Origin of the sequence: Brachybacterium sp. YJGR34, assembly GCF_003347015.1 — a bacterium.
In the GTDB taxonomy this organism is placed as follows: Bacteria; Actinomycetota; Actinomycetes; order Actinomycetales; family Dermabacteraceae; genus Brachybacterium.
This window is the reverse complement of record NZ_PNFB01000005.1, coordinates 110,251-125,929: the sequence shown is the minus strand read 5'-3', so window position 1 is coordinate 125,929 and position 15,679 is coordinate 110,251. Positions and strand designations below refer to the sequence as shown.

General features: G+C 70.5%; 13 protein-coding genes. 10 read left to right on the top strand and 3 right to left on the bottom strand.

Going from position 1 to position 15,679, the window contains the following annotated elements:
• Positions 1 to 28: 28 nt before the first annotated feature.
• The 3 genes from CXH06_RS06740 to CXH06_RS06730 are packed head-to-tail and all read right to left on the bottom strand — an operon-like array spanning position 29 to position 4,013.
• On the bottom strand, positions 29 to 1,375 hold the full coding sequence (locus tag CXH06_RS06740) for an ABC transporter substrate-binding protein (RefSeq protein ID WP_114854393.1): 1,347 nt from the start codon (positions 1,373 to 1,375) through the stop codon (positions 29 to 31).
• Positions 1,372 to 2,859, bottom strand: a complete 1,488-nt coding sequence (locus CXH06_RS06735; RefSeq protein ID WP_232820234.1) for a sulfatase-like hydrolase/transferase — start codon at positions 2,857 to 2,859, stop codon at positions 1,372 to 1,374. The genes CXH06_RS06740 and CXH06_RS06735 overlap by 4 nt, the downstream gene beginning before the upstream one ends.
• Complete coding sequence (locus CXH06_RS06730) at positions 2,856 to 4,013, bottom strand: ROK family transcriptional regulator (protein WP_114854392.1); 1,158 nt, start codon at positions 4,011 to 4,013, stop codon at positions 2,856 to 2,858. The genes CXH06_RS06735 and CXH06_RS06730 overlap by 4 nt, the downstream gene beginning before the upstream one ends.
• Positions 4,014 to 4,285: 272 nt before the next feature.
• Between CXH06_RS06730 and CXH06_RS06725 the strand changes: the two genes are divergently transcribed.
• The 10 genes from CXH06_RS06725 to CXH06_RS06680 all read left to right on the top strand — a co-directional run bounded on the left by CXH06_RS06725 (position 4,286) and on the right by CXH06_RS06680 (position 15,675).
• Positions 4,286 to 5,332 carry a zinc-binding alcohol dehydrogenase gene (locus CXH06_RS06725; RefSeq protein ID WP_114854391.1) on the top strand — a complete coding sequence of 349 codons (1,047 nt, stop codon included), beginning with the start codon at positions 4,286 to 4,288 and terminating at the stop codon, positions 5,330 to 5,332.
• On the top strand, positions 5,329 to 6,336 hold the full coding sequence (locus CXH06_RS06720) for a Gfo/Idh/MocA family protein (protein WP_114854390.1): 1,008 nt from the start codon (positions 5,329 to 5,331) through the stop codon (positions 6,334 to 6,336). Before CXH06_RS06725 ends, CXH06_RS06720 begins: the two co-directional genes overlap by 4 nt.
• 56 nt (positions 6,337 to 6,392) lie before the next feature.
• Positions 6,393 to 7,535, top strand: a complete 1,143-nt coding sequence (locus CXH06_RS06715; protein WP_114854389.1) for an ROK family protein — start codon at positions 6,393 to 6,395, stop codon at positions 7,533 to 7,535.
• A 382-nt stretch (positions 7,536 to 7,917) separates the two neighbouring features.
• On the top strand, positions 7,918 to 9,153 hold the full coding sequence (locus CXH06_RS06710) for an ABC transporter substrate-binding protein (RefSeq protein ID WP_157975641.1): 1,236 nt from the start codon (positions 7,918 to 7,920) through the stop codon (positions 9,151 to 9,153).
• 134 nt (positions 9,154 to 9,287) lie between these two features.
• Complete coding sequence (locus CXH06_RS06705) at positions 9,288 to 10,145, top strand: carbohydrate ABC transporter permease (protein ID WP_114854387.1); 858 nt, start codon at positions 9,288 to 9,290, stop codon at positions 10,143 to 10,145.
• A 2-nt stretch (positions 10,146 to 10,147) separates the two neighbouring features.
• Positions 10,148 to 11,029, top strand: coding sequence for a carbohydrate ABC transporter permease (locus CXH06_RS06700; protein ID WP_114854386.1), 882 nt, complete (start codon positions 10,148 to 10,150; stop codon positions 11,027 to 11,029).
• Between the two features lie 49 nt (positions 11,030 to 11,078).
• Positions 11,079 to 12,365 carry an ADP-ribosylglycohydrolase family protein gene (locus CXH06_RS06695; RefSeq protein ID WP_114854385.1) on the top strand — a complete coding sequence of 429 codons (1,287 nt, stop codon included), beginning with the start codon at positions 11,079 to 11,081 and terminating at the stop codon, positions 12,363 to 12,365.
• 282 nt (positions 12,366 to 12,647) lie between these two features.
• Positions 12,648 to 13,487: a ribose-phosphate pyrophosphokinase gene (locus tag CXH06_RS06690; protein ID WP_114854384.1), complete on the top strand. Its 840-nt coding sequence runs from the start codon at positions 12,648 to 12,650 to the stop codon at positions 13,485 to 13,487.
• Positions 13,484 to 15,016, top strand: coding sequence for a nicotinate phosphoribosyltransferase (locus CXH06_RS06685; RefSeq protein ID WP_114854383.1), 1,533 nt, complete (start codon positions 13,484 to 13,486; stop codon positions 15,014 to 15,016). Before CXH06_RS06690 ends, CXH06_RS06685 begins: the two co-directional genes overlap by 4 nt.
• Complete coding sequence (locus tag CXH06_RS06680; RefSeq protein ID WP_114854382.1) at positions 15,013 to 15,675, top strand: NUDIX hydrolase; 663 nt, start codon at positions 15,013 to 15,015, stop codon at positions 15,673 to 15,675. The genes CXH06_RS06685 and CXH06_RS06680 overlap by 4 nt, the downstream gene beginning before the upstream one ends.
• Positions 15,676 to 15,679: the final 4 nt, after the last annotated feature.

Below are 15,679 nucleotides of genomic sequence, written 5' to 3'. Positions count from 1 at the left end.
GTCGTGGGGGCCCGCACGGGCGCTCGCATCAGAAGTCGTAGAGTTCGCGGTTGCGGTCGAGCATCTCCTGGGCGGTGGTGACCGCGGAGGCGAGAGCCGCCTCGGGCTCCTCCTCACCGAGCACCGCGCGGCTCACGGCCCGCTGGTAGCTGTCCGCTGCGATCTCGCGGGAGCCGGGCACCTGCTGGAGGAAGAGGTAGCTGTCGAGCACATCGTCGGTGGCGAGTGCTGCTTGGCGCCCGTCCGTGAAGGCCTCGTCCTCTCGGGCGGAAGCCCGCGCGGGGATGTTCCCCGAGCCCGCCCAGGTCGCGGAGTTCTCGCTCATCCAGGAGATGAACATCCGTGCGGCTTGGCCGCGGTCCTCGTCGGCGTCGGCCTGCTTGGTGAGGGCGAAGTGATGAGAATTGGCGAACACTCCGGGCTCGTCGCCGATCGTCGGGAAGGGGCCGATCCCGTACTCCATGTCCTCGGCGGTGTCCGCGATGTCGTTGATCAGCCACAGCAGCTCGTGGATCATCGCCGAGGAGCCGTTCTTGAAGGCGGTCGCGAGGTCGGTGGCATCGGAGGGGCTGACACCGTCGCTGACCAGGTCGCACATCCAGGTCAGCGCCTTCACGCCGGCCTCGTCGCCGAAGGTCACCGTGGCGCGGTCCTCCGAATAGAGCGTCCCACCGAACTGCCCCAGCAGACTCACGAAGATCTGCCAGTTGTCCGGGGAGATCCAGAACGGGTGATCCACTCCTGAGCTCCGCAGGGAGTCGGTCGCGGTCGCGAACTCCCCGGCCGTCACCGGGCCGCTCTCGAGGCCCGCGGAGGCCAGCATCGGCGCGCTCCAGTACTGGGCGAGAGTGAACATGTCCAGGGGGATGCCGTAGCGCCGGTCCTGGAAGACGCCACCCTGCCAGACCGCCGGCGTGAAGTCGGACTCGGTGAGGTCCAGCGATGCGGTGAGGTCATCCAGCGGGATGATCGTTCCGCGAGCGGCGAAGCTCGCGAGCTGGTCGAGGTGCAGCGCGGCGACGTCGGGCCCGCTGCCGGCATCGGTGGCGGTGACCACCTTGGAGTAGAGATCCGGCCACTCCAGGGACGACTGCTCGACGGTGATCGCAGGATTCGCCTCGGTGAAGTCGGCGACGAGCTGCTTCATGTACGGGCCGTCGCCGCCGGTGAAGCCGTTCCAGAAGGTGATCGTGACGTCGGGGCCGTCGTAGGTTCCGAAGAAGGGCGCCGCCGCCGGGGGCTCCTCGGAACCGCCGATGGACTGACCGCTCGAGCAGGCGGCCGCGGTCAGCGCCGTGCCGGCCGCTCCGGCACCGGCGAGCAGGTGCCGGCGATCGATGCCTCGTGCGTGTCGGGAATGCGTGGTCGGGGTCATGATCTGTTCCTCTCGAAGGAGCCGAGCGAGGTGTCGTAGTCCTTCCCACCGACCGGATACATCGATGTCATCCAGTGATAGAAGTTGTCTCCGCGCTCGCGCAGGCGGTGATACAGCAGGGTCAGGTGCGCGTCGCGCTCGGCGCGGCACTCGGGGAAGCCGTAGCGGTTGGTGAGCTCGTGCGGGTCGGCGACGAGGTCGTAGAACTCGTTGACGGATTCGGGATTCACGATGAGCTTGTAGCGGTCGGTGACGACCATCCGCTGCGGGTAGGGGAAGTGGTGGCCGTGGAACTCGGCGACGTAGTCGCGGCGCCACGGAGGGGTCCCTCCGCGCAGGATCGGCAGGAGGCTGGTGCCGTCGGGGGTGCGCTCGGGAGCGATTCCCGCGATCTCCCCGATGGTGGCGGTGAGGTCGATGAGATCGGCGAACTCCCTCCGGTGCTGCGCCGGGCCGCCGCCGGGCGGGCGCACCACACCGGGCACGCGATAGATGTCCTCGTACATCGCCGGCCCCTTGTCGTGCAGGCGGTGGGCACCGGTGAACTCGCCGTGATCGGCGCTGAAGAACACGGCTGCGTCGTCGTAGACGCCGAGCTCACGGGCCACCTCGACGATCCGACCGATCTCGTGATCGATCATCGTCACGTACCCCCAGTAGGCGGCGATCAGCTTCCGGCTGGTCTCCTCGTCGAGGGTGTCGAAGGTCCAATGGGCGGAGTAGTTCGCCTGCACCTGGGGCTTGCCGAGGAAGGTCTCCGCGATCGAGGCGGGCAGGTCGATCTCCGCCGGGTCGTACATGTCGAAGTACTCCGACGGCAGGTTGTAGGGAAGGTGGGGGCCGAAGAAGTGCGTGGCCAGGAAGAACGGGGTGCCGTCACGATGATGGGCCTCGGCGTACTCGCGCAGGCGGGCGATCGCCAGATCGCCGAGGAACCGTTCGAAGGTCGCCTCCACGCCCTGCTCGAGGCGCGCGGCGAGGAGGTTGCCGGGGCTGCCGTTGGGGAAGGTTCCGCGGATCTCGTCGCGCAGCCGGTACTCGGGAAGGCCCTGCTCGGCGAGCCACTCCTGGTAGGCGGGCAGGTCCACGGGGTTGTGCCAGCCGTGCATGTGCAGGGCGTCGAACCCGAAGTCCTCGGCGGTGCGATGCAGGCCCACGTGCCACTTCCCGGCGAGGCCCACGTTGTAGCCGCGCTCACGCAGGTCGCGGCTGAAGCTCCGGTGCTCCGGGGCGAGGTCCTCGATGTAGCCGACATTGCGCTCGTAGTTCGCCAGCAGCTGGTGGCGGAACGGGGACTGCCCCGTGAGCAGGCTCGCCCGCGCGGGGGTGCAGATGGCGGTGGGCGTGTAGAACCGGTCGAGGACGGTCCCGTCGGCGGCCAGCGAGTCCAACCACGGCGTCTGCACGACGGTGTTGCCGTAGCAGGGCAGGGTGTCGACCCGGTGCTGGTCGGTGAGGAAGAAGAACATGTTCGGGCTGGTCACGAGGTGAGTCGTCCTTTCAGGTCACGGGGGACGGTGCCGGAGTCGGAATCGGCCAGCGAGATGGTGGGGTCACGCAGCACCAGTGCGATGCCGCCGAGCGCCCCGTCGACCTGCCGTATGCGCCCGCTGTGCACGGCGATCCGCGCCGCGCGCTCCGGCATCAGATTCGCGGCGAAGGCGGCGGCGAGCGGGTCGGTGAGGTGGTGCGCGAGGTCCAGCAGGTCGCCGCCGAGCACCACGCCCTCCACGTCCAGAGCGGTGCAGACATTGGCAAGGACCACGCCGATGCGATGGCCGGAATCCGCGACGATGCTGCGCCGTCGGGCGTCTCCGGCGTCGAGCGCGACGCGCAGCGCTCCGAGGTCCCGCTGCACGGTGGCCTCGAGGATCTTCTCCCGGGACACGTACGCCTCGAGGCAGCCGCGCTTCCCGCAGCGGCACGCGGGACCGGTGGGGTCCACCGTCATGTGCCCGAACTCCCCCGCGGCGCCGTGGAGGCCCTCGTAGATGGCTCCCCGGGAGATCAGTGCGCCGCCGACGCCGTCCATCAGGCGCAGATAGACGAAGCTCTCGAGCTCGCGGCCGGCGCCCCAGACCGCCTCCGCCAATCCGGCGAGCCGTGCGTTGTTGTCCGCTCTCACCTGGCGGGCCACGCGCGAGGTGAACGTCTCCACCAAGGAGCGGGCCACGGCCTCACGGTCGGTGATCCGGCCCGGGACGCCGAGACCGACGGCCAGGATCCGGCGTCCCTCCAGATCCAGCTCCTGGATGAGCTCCAGCGCTGCTCGGACCCGACGCGGCCAGGGGGTCTCGTGGTCGTACCCCGCGGAGGCGGTGCCTTCGACATGGTGCGCCTCGTCCATCGCCGTGACGGTCACGCGCCGGTGACCGAACTCGACGCCGAGGAGGACGGCGCCGGTCACGCTCAGGGCGAGGCGCTCCGGCGTGCGGCCGATACCGCGCCGGGAGGGCACCGCCCCGGCGCTCTCGACCCGTCCGTCGTCCCGCAGCCGCGAGGTCGCCGCCGAAACGGTGGCCCGCGACAGTCCCGTGCAGCGGACCAGCTCAGCACGCGTGGACGGGCCCTGCAGGCGCAGTGCCTGCAGGATCTCGTGCTCGGCTCCGCGGAGGGGCCTCGTCGTCCCGATCGTCATGCCGTCAGCATGCGCGGGTGTCTCCACCCCTGCAATGACATGCTGTTCTTTCTGTCAACTCGCCGACGAAATGCGTCCGAACGGCCGACCGTGGCACGGACGGTTCTTTCGCGACAAGGCGGGGCACCGCCGATCGTCGCATCGACCGCTTGCTCCCTTGCCCAAATAGATTTCATACTGCAATGATTAGATCGGCGACGCGGCCGCGCTCCCGTGCTGGGACAGCTCGACCGCCCCACCGCCCACACCTCACAGCAACGGGAGTACTCCGCATGGGACACCTGGTCCGCTTCAGCTCGCCCCGCACGGCCGAGGTCGTCGACGTCGAGGACGTCGAGCCCGGCCCGGGCGAGGTCCGCCTCCGCACGCTCCATTCCGGCATCTCGGCCGGCACCGAGCTCACGGCCTATCGCGGGACCAATCCCTATCTCAATCGCGCATGGGATCCGGAGAACCGCCTGTTCGTGGAGGGATCCACGAGCCAGGCGTACCCCCTCGACGCATGGGGGTACGAGGAGGTCGGTCGGATCGATGCGGTCGGCGAGGACGTCTCGGCCGACCTCGAGGGTCGCCTGGTCTGGGGCGCCTGGGGCCACCGCTCGTCCACCATCCAGCCGTCGGACTGGGCGTGCGACCGCCTGATGCCCGACGGCCTCGACGCCGTCAACGGGATCTTCGGGAAGATCGGCGCGATCGGGCTCAATGCCGTCCTCGACGCCGACATCCACGTCGGAGAGACCGTGGCGGTGTTCGGCGCCGGTGTCCCCGGGCAGATCGTCGCCCAGCTGGCCCGCCTCAACGGGGGCCGCGTGGTCGTCGTGGACCTCTCCGAGCACCGGCGCGAGGTCGCCCTCCGGCTCGGCGCCGCCGCGGCGCTCGATCCTCAGGCCGAGGACGTCGCCCTCCGCATCCGGGACCTGACCGGCGGGCGCGGCGCGGACGTGGTCATCGAGATGACCGGGAGCCATCAGGCGCTGCACGAGGCCGTGCGCTCTGTCGCCTACAGCTCGCGGGTGGTGGCCAGCGGCTTCTTCCAGGGCGGCGCGACGCCGCTGCGTCTGGGGGAGGAATTCCACCACAACCGTGTCTCGATCGTCGGATCGCAGATCTCCGGGGTCGCACCGTCGCTGCAGCACCGATGGGACGAGCTGAGGAAGTCCACCACGGTCCTCGACCTGGTGAACGAGGGTCGGCTGGACCTCGCATCGCTCATCACCCACACCTTCCCGGCCGCGCAGGCCCCTGCGGCGTTCGAGATGCTGGACTCCTCCCCCGGCGAGGCGCTCCAGGTGGTCCTGGACTACCGGGAGGAGCGATGAGCGCCGAGGAGGCGCCGGCGTCCCCCGACGGCCCGGGCTGGGGGATCCTGGCGACCGGAGGGATCGCGCAGCTGTTCACGAAGGACCTGCTCGCCCACGGCCACCGCGTCGTCGCCGTGGGGTCCCGCTCGGCCGAGGCCGCGGCCGCCTTCGCCGAGTCCTTCGGCCTGCCCCGCGCGCACGGCAGCTACGAGGATCTCGTCGCCGATCCCGAGGTCGACATCGTCTACGTCGCCACGCCGCACACCCTGCACGCCGCGAACACGCTGCTGGCTCTGGACCACGGCAAGCACGTCCTGGTCGAGAAGGCGTTCACCCTCAACGCCCCCGAGGCGCGGGCCGTGGCGGAGCGAGCGGCCGCCAGCGGCCGGGTCGTCCTGGAAGCACTGTGGACCCGTTTCCTGCCCCACATGCAGGCGCTGCGCGAGACCATCGCCTCCGGGAGGATCGGCGCCGTCCGCTCCGTCCACGCCGTCCACGCCCAGCACCTGCAGGTCCCGGACACCCATCGCCTCTACGACCGGGACCTGGGAGGGGGAGCCCTGCTCGACCTGGGCGTCTACCCGATCTCGTTCGTCCACGATCTCCTGGGCGCGCCGGTGGACCTGTCGGCCACCGCCACGTTCACGGACACGGGAGTCGACGGCGCCGTGGCCACCGTCGGGCGCCATGCCGGCGGCGCCCTGTCCACCACCTACTCGTCGATGATCGAGGCAGGGCACAACTCCGCCAGCGTCCTGGGCAGCGAGGGCCGGATCGAGATCGCCGCCACCTGGTACGCGAGCAGCGCCTTCACGGTTCACGGGCCGGACGGCTCCGTCCTCGAGGAGGTGCGCCCCGAGGTCTCCGGGCGAGGGATGCAGCACCAGGCGCGCGAGATGGAGCGTCTGGTCCGCGACGGGTTGACGGAGAGCCCGCTCCTGCCGCTGCACGAGTCGGTCGCGGTGATGGAGACGCTGGACCGCGTGCGGGAGCAGATCGGTCTAGGCTACCCCGGAGAGTGAGTCCGACCAGCTCAGGGGCGGAAGCGCACGGTCGGGCCACGCGAAGGAGGCAGGCGATGCAGCAGGACCGGGGCTCCGACGTCGCGACGTCCGCCCTCGCCCGCGAGGCGGCGGTGGACATCCTCGTCCACGGGGCTCGCCCGCGGGCCGTCCTGGCCGAGCGCCTGGGCATCTCCGCCGCCACCGTGACCCGGCTGGTCCGTCCGCTGATGGCGGCCGAGGTGCTGGTGGAGACGGACCTGCTGCGGCACCCCGGACCCGGGCGATCGGCCCGGTCCCTCGACGTGGTTCCCGGCCGTTATCGCTTCATCGGCGTGAAGGTCACCGGCGACGCCGTCTTCGCCGTGCTCACCGACCTCCGCGCGCACGTGCTCACCACGCACAGCGCCCCGCTCCGCTCCCACGGCGTCACCGAGGTCGTGGAGGCGGTGCGCCACGCCGTCGCTGAGGTGGGGGCGGAGGCGGAGCCGGTGGACGCCGTGGGCGTGACGGTCGGCGGCCTGGTCGACGACGGGGAGGTCGTCCGCGATTCGCCCTTCCTGGACTGGCACGAGGTCCCCTTCCGCTCCCTGCTGGCCGAGGCCCTGAGCACGACCGTCCATCTCGAGAACGACGTCGTCGGGCTCACGAAGGCGCAGCACTGGTTCGGACACGGCCGCGGGCTGGCGAACTTCGCGCTGCTGACCGTCGGCGCGGGCATCGGCTACGGCCTCGTGGTCAACCACCGGATGGTCCGCACGCCGATCAACCCCATCACCCACTTTCCGATCCGTCCCGACGGCCCTCAGTGCTCGGCAGGCCACCGGGGATGCATGGCGTCGTACCTGACGTCGCCGTCGATCGCCGCGACCGTCTCCGAAGGACTGGGCCGTCCGGTCACCTTCGAGGAGGCCCTCGCCCTCGCGGAGGATGCCGATCCGGTGGCACTGCGTGCGGTGCGCGACGCGGCCCACGCCCTCGGCCGCGCGTCGGCCGCGGTGAGCGCCACGACCGGCGTGGAGCGGATCATCCTCTCCGGCGAGGGCGTGCACCTCGCTGACATCGCTCCCGCGGACCTCGAGCGGGGTTTCCGCGAGTACGACATCGAGGCGAGTGCGCACAGCGAGCTGGCCGTCCGGCCCATGACCTTCCTCGAATGGGCCCGCGGAGCCGCCGCGGTCGCCATCCAGGCCGAGTTCCCGCGCCCGCCTCAGCGCTGAGCCGACTGCGCGGACAGCGCTCCGCACACCGGACGGACGTCGCGAGACGCCGCACCCGCTGACGGACCATCCACGCCGGAACTGAACCACCCGACGGGCTCGGCGTGCCTCCGGGCGGCCCGGCGCGCAGGGGGCCGGGACGACGATCCCGCACCGCCGTATGGCGCTCGAGCCACCCCGCAGCGACCTCTTGACACATTTCATTGCGCCCTGCAAAGTATTGGGTGAGCCGGACGAGGACGTTGGGCACCCCCTTCCGCGGGTCGCCTCGAGAGCCGTCATGGCGCATCTGTCCCACGGCACCACCGGAAGCGAGGGAAGCTCGATGACGACGACCATTCGACGCAGAACACTGGTTGCGGCGGGCGCACTGTCCCTGGGAATGACCGCCTGCACGGGCACCCGCGGAGTGTCGGGCGCCAGCGACGGACTGGACGGGTCGGGCGCCACCCTCCGCTATCTCGTCGAGCAGCCGGAGGACGCCGCGGCGGAGGAGCTGCTGCGGACTCGCCTCGACGAGTTCGAGGCGCAGAACCCGGGGATCACGGTCGACCTGCAGTTCATGCCCTTCGACAACATGCGCACGATCCTGCAGACGCAGCTGCGCTCCGGGGACGGGCCCGACGTCTTCAACTGGGGCTCGGGCCCCAGCTTCGGCGGAGCTCTCGCCGATGCCGGGCTGGTGTACGACCTCAGCGACGCCTATGCGGAGCACGGCTGGGAGATCTTCGACTTCGCCACGGAGCGCGTGACCACGGACGACGGCATGATCTACGGCGTCCCCGGCGAGATGGAGACCATCGGGGTCTTCTACAACCGCGATCTCTTCACCGAGCTCGGGTTGGAGGAGCCTCAGTCCCTCGCGGATCTCGAGCAGATCGCGGAGTCCGTCGCCGCCGCCGGCCACATGCCCTTCGCCCTGAGCGACCAGGAAGGCTGGCAGGGCGGTCATCAGCTGAGCATCGCGCTGTCCAGCGCCGTGGGCTCCACCGGCGTCCAGGAGCTTGTCGACGGCACGCGCCCGTGGACGTCGCCGGAGGTGGTCGAGGCCCTCGCGCTCTGGAGCGATTGGGAGAAGAAGGGCTACCTCACGCCCTTTCCCACCTCCGTCTCCTACGACTCGGGCAATGCCCTGTTCTACTCGGGCGAGGCGGCGATGAACCCCACGGGCAGCTGGCTGGTCGACAGCATCATGACCAACGCCGACTTCGAGGCCGGTTACTTCCCGTTCCCGGCCCCGGACGGCCCCGGCATCTTCTCCGCCGGCCTCGGCTCCGGGCCGATGATCTCCGCGGACACCTCCCGTCCCGAGGAGGCCCTCGCGCTCGTCGACTTCCTCGCCTCGCCCGAGCACGGCCAGTGGATGGTCGAGAACATCGACGTGATCCCCCCGTTCCCCACGGACACGGAGGACCTCGACGTCTCGCCGCTCTTCGCCCAGGTGCTCGAGGAGGTCGAGGCGTTCGGGTCCGGGACCGGAGACTTCGGGATGAACATCGACGTCAGCATGGGGGATGCCTTCAACCAGGCACTGTTCGACGGCATGCAGGCGATCTACTCCGGTCAGGGCACCCCCGAGGAGATCGCGCAGCGACTGGACGAAGCGGCCCAGAAGTGAGGGACACGATCAGCGAGCAGCACTCTGCCGGGACCACCGCCACCCGGCCGTCGACACCCAGCGCGCCCCGTTCACGTTCGCCACGGTCCGACTCGCCCAAGGTCACCCGCCAGGCGCAGTCACGGCTGGGACTGATGCTGGTCGCCCCCGTGATGGTGATGGTCTCCGTCTTCTTCCTGTTCCCCCTGGGCAACGCGATGTACTACGCCTTCGTGGACTTCGACGGCCTGAACCCCACTCCCCCGTTCGTCGGGCTCGCGAACTTCACGGAGATGTTCGGGGACCCGAAGGTGTGGGCGGCGCTGAAGAACAACGCCATCTGGATCCTCATCGGCACGGTGGCGCCGCTGGTCATCGGCCTGGCGCTCGCCCTGCTCACGTGGACCGTCCGGCGCGGCAGCCCGTTCTACCGGATCGCGTTCTTCCTCCCGTACGTGCTGCCGCAGGTCGCGATCGGCGTGGTCTGGAGCTGGATCTACGATCCCGTCAACGGCTGGCTGAATCGGATCCTGGAGGTCGTCGGCCTCGAGGCGTGGCAGACCGGCTGGCTCGGCAATCCGAACACGGCCCTGTACGCCGTGCTCGGCACTGCCATCTGGGCGACGTCCGGGTTCGTCTTCGTCATCTTCCTGTCCACCCTCGGGAACGTCGACGTCGAGCTCATCGAGGCCGCCCGCCTCGACGGCGCCAACACCCTCCAGCGGCTCTGGTACATCGTCCTGCCGCAGATCATGCCCGTCTTCCTCATGGTCACCACGATCACCCTGATCGGCGGCTTCGGCGTCTTCGACATCATCTTCGTCATGACCGGGGGCGGCCCGGCCGGCGCCACGGACGTGCTCGGCACGTATGCCTACAGCACCGCCTTCGAGCTCAGTCGCATCAGCTACGGGACCACGCTCGCCCTGTTGATCACGGTGCTCGCGATCCCCTTCACGATCGCCCTGAACGTGCTTCAGCGGCGGCTCTCCCAGCAGGGAACAGGAGCATAAGGATGACCACGCAGACACGCACCGCGCCGCAGTCCGACGCCACGAGGAACCGGATGTCGCCGCGCCGACGGGCGTCCCTGACCGGGAAGCACCTGCTGCTGGTGGTGCTCTCCCTCCTGTCGCTCTTCCCCGTGCTCCTCACCGTCTCCACCGCGCTCAAGACGTCGCAGGACGTCTCGTCCAACCCGTTCGGGCTCTTCTCCTCCTTCTCGATGGAGAACTTCGCGGCGGCGTGGACGGAGGGGAACTTCAGCGACTACCTGCTCAACAGCTTCCTGCTGAGCGTGCCCAGCACGATCCTCGTCGTCGTCCTGTCGACGATGGCGGGATACGCCTTCGCACGGCTCCCGTTCCCCGGCCGGACGGTGGCGTTCTACCTCGTCGTGCTCGGCCTCCTGGTGCCGTTCTTCACCTACATGATCCCGCTGTACTTCCAGCTGCGGGCGATTGGCCTGCTCAACACGCTCCTCGGGGTCAACCTCGTGCTGGCCACCACGGGGCTCTCCTTCGGCACCTTCTTCATGCGCGCCTTCTTCACCGACCTCCCCAAGGAGCTCGAGCAGGCGGCGCGGGTCGACGGCGCCTCCGAGGGGCAGATCTTCGCGCGGATCATGGTGCCGCTGGTGAGCTCGGGAGCAGGTGCCCTGGCGGTCTTCACCTTCCTGCAGAACTGGAACAACTTCCTCGTCCCACTGCTGTACCTGCCCAGCGGTGAGTACCGACCCCTCACCACCGGCCTGTACCTCTTCCTCGGCGGTCGCTCGATCGACATCGGCCCGCTCGCGGCCGGAACATTCATCACGATCCTGCCGGTCATCGCTGTCTTCGTGCTCCTGCAGAAGCAGGTCGCCGAGGGCTTCCTGTCCGGCGCCGTCAAAGGCTGAGCATCACCTCCTGCGCTGCGGCGCGATCCCCCATCTCGAACGGAGCCTCATGCACGACGTCCTCGACCCCCGGGACCTGGTCCCCGACGAAGCCGAGCAGCTGCGGATCAGCGGATACCCCGTCGGGGACCTGGAGCAGCAGGCGGCGCAGGCCGCCGCCGTCGGCGATCTGGAGCAGCTCACCGCTGTGGAGACGGCGCTCTCCCGCCTCGCCCGCCAGGAGGACTGGCCCTACGAGGAGCCCGAGGACGACGCCACGCTCCTGGCGCTGGCCCGAGCTGTGCCGAGGCGGCCGGTGGACGCCGAGCAGCTGCCCGATCGTCTCCGCGGGGCATGGCTCGGTCGAGCGGTGGGCAACACGATGGGCAAGCCCATCGAAGGACTGACCCGGCCGGAGGTGGAGGCCTATCTGCGCGCCGCCGGGCAGTGGCCTCAGCAGGGATACCTCCCGCTGCTCGATCCGCTCCCCGACGGAGTCCCGCACCTTCATCCCTCCGCGCCGGTCGCCACGGCGGGCCGCTTCCGCGACGTGCCGCGGGACGACGACATCGACTGGACGATCCTGGGACTGCACCTGGTGGAGCAGTACGGCGAAGAGCTCACCACCCACGACGTGGGACAGGAGTGGCTCGACCGCGTGCCCTTCACCCAGACCTTCACCGCGGAGCGCGCCGCGTATCGCAACCTCATCCACGGGCTGACGCCGCCCGAGACCGCCACCCGGTGCAATCCCTACCGCGAGTGGATCGGCGCGCTGATCCGGGGAGACGCCTTCGGCTACGTCCACCCCGGGAACCCCGCCGGCGCCGCCCGTCTCGCGCTCGTCGACGCTCGGCTGACCCACACGGCCAACGGCGTCTACGGGGAGATGTGGGCCGCGGGCCTCGTCGCCGCGGCGCTCGCGTCGACGGACATGGAGGACGCGTTCACCACCGCTCGGGCGCTGGTGCCCGCACGGTCCCGCCTGGGCGCGACCCTCGCCGACATCCAGTCCCTGCGCACCGGCGGGGCGAGCGCCACCGAAGCACTCGACCACGTCGACGCCGAGTATTCGCACTATCCCTGGGTGCACACGGTCAACAATGCCGCACTGATCTCGATCGGCCTCCTGTGGGGACGGACCTTCGTGGAGGCGGTGGGGCTCGCCATCGCCGGCGGAGCAGACACCGACTCGACCGCCGCGACGGTGGGCAGCGTCTACGGAGCTCTGCACGGCTCCTCCGCGATTCCCGAGGACCTGGTCGGCGACACCCATGTCCACGTCCGGAGCGCCATCCGCGACTTCGACAGGGTGACCATCGACGAGCTCACCGAGAGGACCCTGCGGCTGGTGTGACGGCCCGGGACCCCGGATGCTCGCCGCCGGTGGCGGCAGCATCCGGGCCCCTCGATGGGACCGGCCCGGACACGGACCCTGCCCGACGCGCTGGGTCGTGGACCCCGCTTGCGTCACACGAACCGGACGAGCCGCGGCTCCCGCTGCGGAGATCGCGGCCGTGCACCGCGATCACATCGTCTCCGCGCCGTGCGTCACACGACTACTAGTTGACAGAACCAGAACCTCGGCGGCAGACTGCTCTCAGTAATAGTTACAACAACCACTAGGAGGGAGCGGGCGATGATCGAGATGTTCACCCTCGCCAGCGGGACCGTCGGCCCCGACGCCGGCCGGACCATGCAGTTCCCCGCCGGCGAGCAGCACGTGATCCCCGCGGACGGCGCGACCGGACCGTTGGCCGTGCTGGTCCGCGGTGCCGGCGCGGAGGACCTGGTCGCGGCCGGGATGGCGATCGATGCGGCCCGCCGCGCCGGGCGCCGCGCAGCCCTGGTCCTGCCCTACCTCCCCGGTGCCCGCCAGGACCGCGGAGTCCCCTTCGGGGCGGAGGTCTACGCGCGGCTCCTCAACGCCCTCGGCGCGGACCGGGTGCTGGCGATCGACCCCCATTCCCCTGTCATGCCCGCGCTGATCGAGAACCTCGAGGTGTACCCGCTGAGCCGATTCGTGCGCCAGGCGCTGACCCGTCGGGTGGCCGATGCGCACGTCAGCGACTACGTCGGCGTCATCGCGCCGGACGCCGGGGCCGCCGAGCGCTCCGGCGCCGTGGCCCACGCGCTGGGACTGCCGCTGGTCCAGGCGCGCAAGCACCGCGACTTCGCCACCGGCGCGCTCTCCGGCTTCACCTGCGATCCGCTGCCGAGTGCGGGAAAGCTGCTGGTCGTCGACGACATCTGCGACGGGGGCGGCACCTTCCGCGGTCTCGCCGAGGCGACCGGGCTGGGCCCGGACCGGCTGGACCTGTGGGTCACCCACGGCGTCTTCTCCGGCCGCGCCCCGCAGCTGCGCGAACACTTCGGGCACATCCACACCACCGACTCCCACCCCGGGCACACGCATCCCGACGTGGCCGCCACCATCCACCCCCTGACCGACACTCTGATCCGAGAGGCCCTGCGATGACCACCACCACCGCCGCTCCCCTGACCACCGCCGCGGCGATCGCGCCGCTGCTGCTCACCGACGGTTACAAGGTGGGCCACATCCAGCAGTACCCGCCGCACACCACGCGGGTCTACTCCAACTGGACCAATCGCGGCTCGCGCCTGCCGGGCGTGGACCACGTGGTCCACTTCGGGCTGCAGGCCTTCTGCCAGGAGTTCCTCATCGAGGCCTTCGCCCCCTTCTTCGCGGCCGAGGAGGACGAGGTGGCCCGCCAGTACCAGGAGGTCATGGACGCCTACCTGGGGCCGGGTGCGGTGAGCACCGACCACATCCGTGCCCTGCACCGGAAGGGCTACCTGCCGCTGCGCTTCTGCGCCGTGCCCGAGGGGACGCGGGTGCCGCTGCGGGTGCCGTCCTTCACGATCGAGAACACGGAGCCGGAGTTCTTCTGGCTGGTCAACTACATCGAGTCGGCGCTCTCGGCGCAGGTGTGGCACCCCTCCACCACCGCGACCATCGCGCTGCAGTACCGGCGGCTGCTCGAGGAGGCGGCGCTGCGGACCACCGGCTCCACCGCGGGCGTGGACTTCCAGGGGCACGACTTCTCCTTCCGTGGCCAGACCTCGATCGGCGCGGCCATGGCCTCCGGCGCCGGTCACCTCACCTCGTTCCTGGGCACCGACTCGATCCCGGCGCTGGAGTGGATCCGCCGCTACTACCCCGGGGAGAACGGCCTGGTGGGTGCCAGTGTCCCGGCCACCGAGCACTCGGTGATGTGCGCCGGCGGACAGGACGGCGAGGAGGAGACCTTCACCCGCCTGCTGGAGACCTACCCCGCCGGGGTGCTCTCCGTCGTCTCGGACACCTGGGACCTGTGGGCCGTGCTCACCGAGATCCTGCCCGCGATGAAGGAGCGGATCATGGCGCGGGACGGGAAGCTCGTGATCCGTCCCGATTCGGGCGATCCCGTGGACATCCTCTGTGGCACCCTGAGCGCCGAGGAGCGCGCCGCGCGGCGCGCCGCCGGGGAAGCGGTCACGCCCTCGGAGGCCGGGGTGGTGGAGCTGCTGTGGGAGGAGTTCGGCGGCACCGTTACCGCGCAGGGGTACCGCGAGCTGGATGAGCACGTGGGCGCGATCTACGGCGACTCGATCACCCTGGAGCGGGCCGCGGCGATCCTCGAACGGCTCGCCGCCAAGGGCTTCGCCTCCACCACCGTGGTCCTCGGCATCGGCTCCTTCACCTACCAGTACGTCACCCGCGACACCTTCTCCTCCGCGATCAAGGCGACCTGGGCGGAGGTGGACGGCGTGGGCCGGGACCTCATGAAGGACCCGGTCACGGACTCGGGCACCAAGCGCTCGGCCACCGGCCGCCTCGCCGTGATCCGCGGGGCCGACGGGGAGCTGGAACTGATCCAGCAGGCCACCGAGGAGCAGGAGGCCGCGAGCGCGCTGCAGGTGGTCTGGGAGGATGGACGGGCCGTGCGCACCCAGTCCTTCGCCGAGGTGCGCGAGCAGCTGCGGGAGGACAGGGAGGACGCATGAGCGCGGAGAGCTTCGAGCAGCCCCTGGTCAGCGTGGACGTGGTCCCGCTGCACCTGGGGGCCGACGGGACGCTGCGCGTCACCCTCGGGCCGCGCCAGTTCGCGCCGCACCTCGGCGAGCCGGCGCTGCCCGGGGTGCTCATGGGGCGCGAGCGCTCCGTCGAGGCGGCCGCGCGTGCGCTGCGCACGAAGACCGGGATCGAGGCCGAGGTGCTGCTGCGGGACGTGGGCGTCTTCGACTCCCCCGCCCGGGACCCGCGCGGGCCCACGATGGCAGTGACGAAGCTGGCCCTCGGCCCCGCCCGGGACCTCGCGCCGGGTCCGCCCGCCCTGGCCGTGCCCGTGGCCGCGCTGGGGCCGCTGCCCTTCGACCACGCCGCGATGATCGCCGCCGCGGTGCGGTCGCTGGCCGCGCAGATCTGGCAGGACCGGGAGATGGCACGGGCACTGCTGGGCGCGGAATTCACCACCCGCACCGCGACCGCCCTGCAGCGCGAGCTCGAGCAGGCCGCCGGGCAGGCGGTGCGGGCGGATGCCTCGAACATGAAGCGCCGGTTGCTGGCAACGGGTTGGGTGCGGCCGACGGACCGGGTCGCGCTGCCGGAGGGGGCGACCGGGCGGCCCAGCACGGTGTGGGAGTGGGAGCCGGGCACCGCCTGAACGC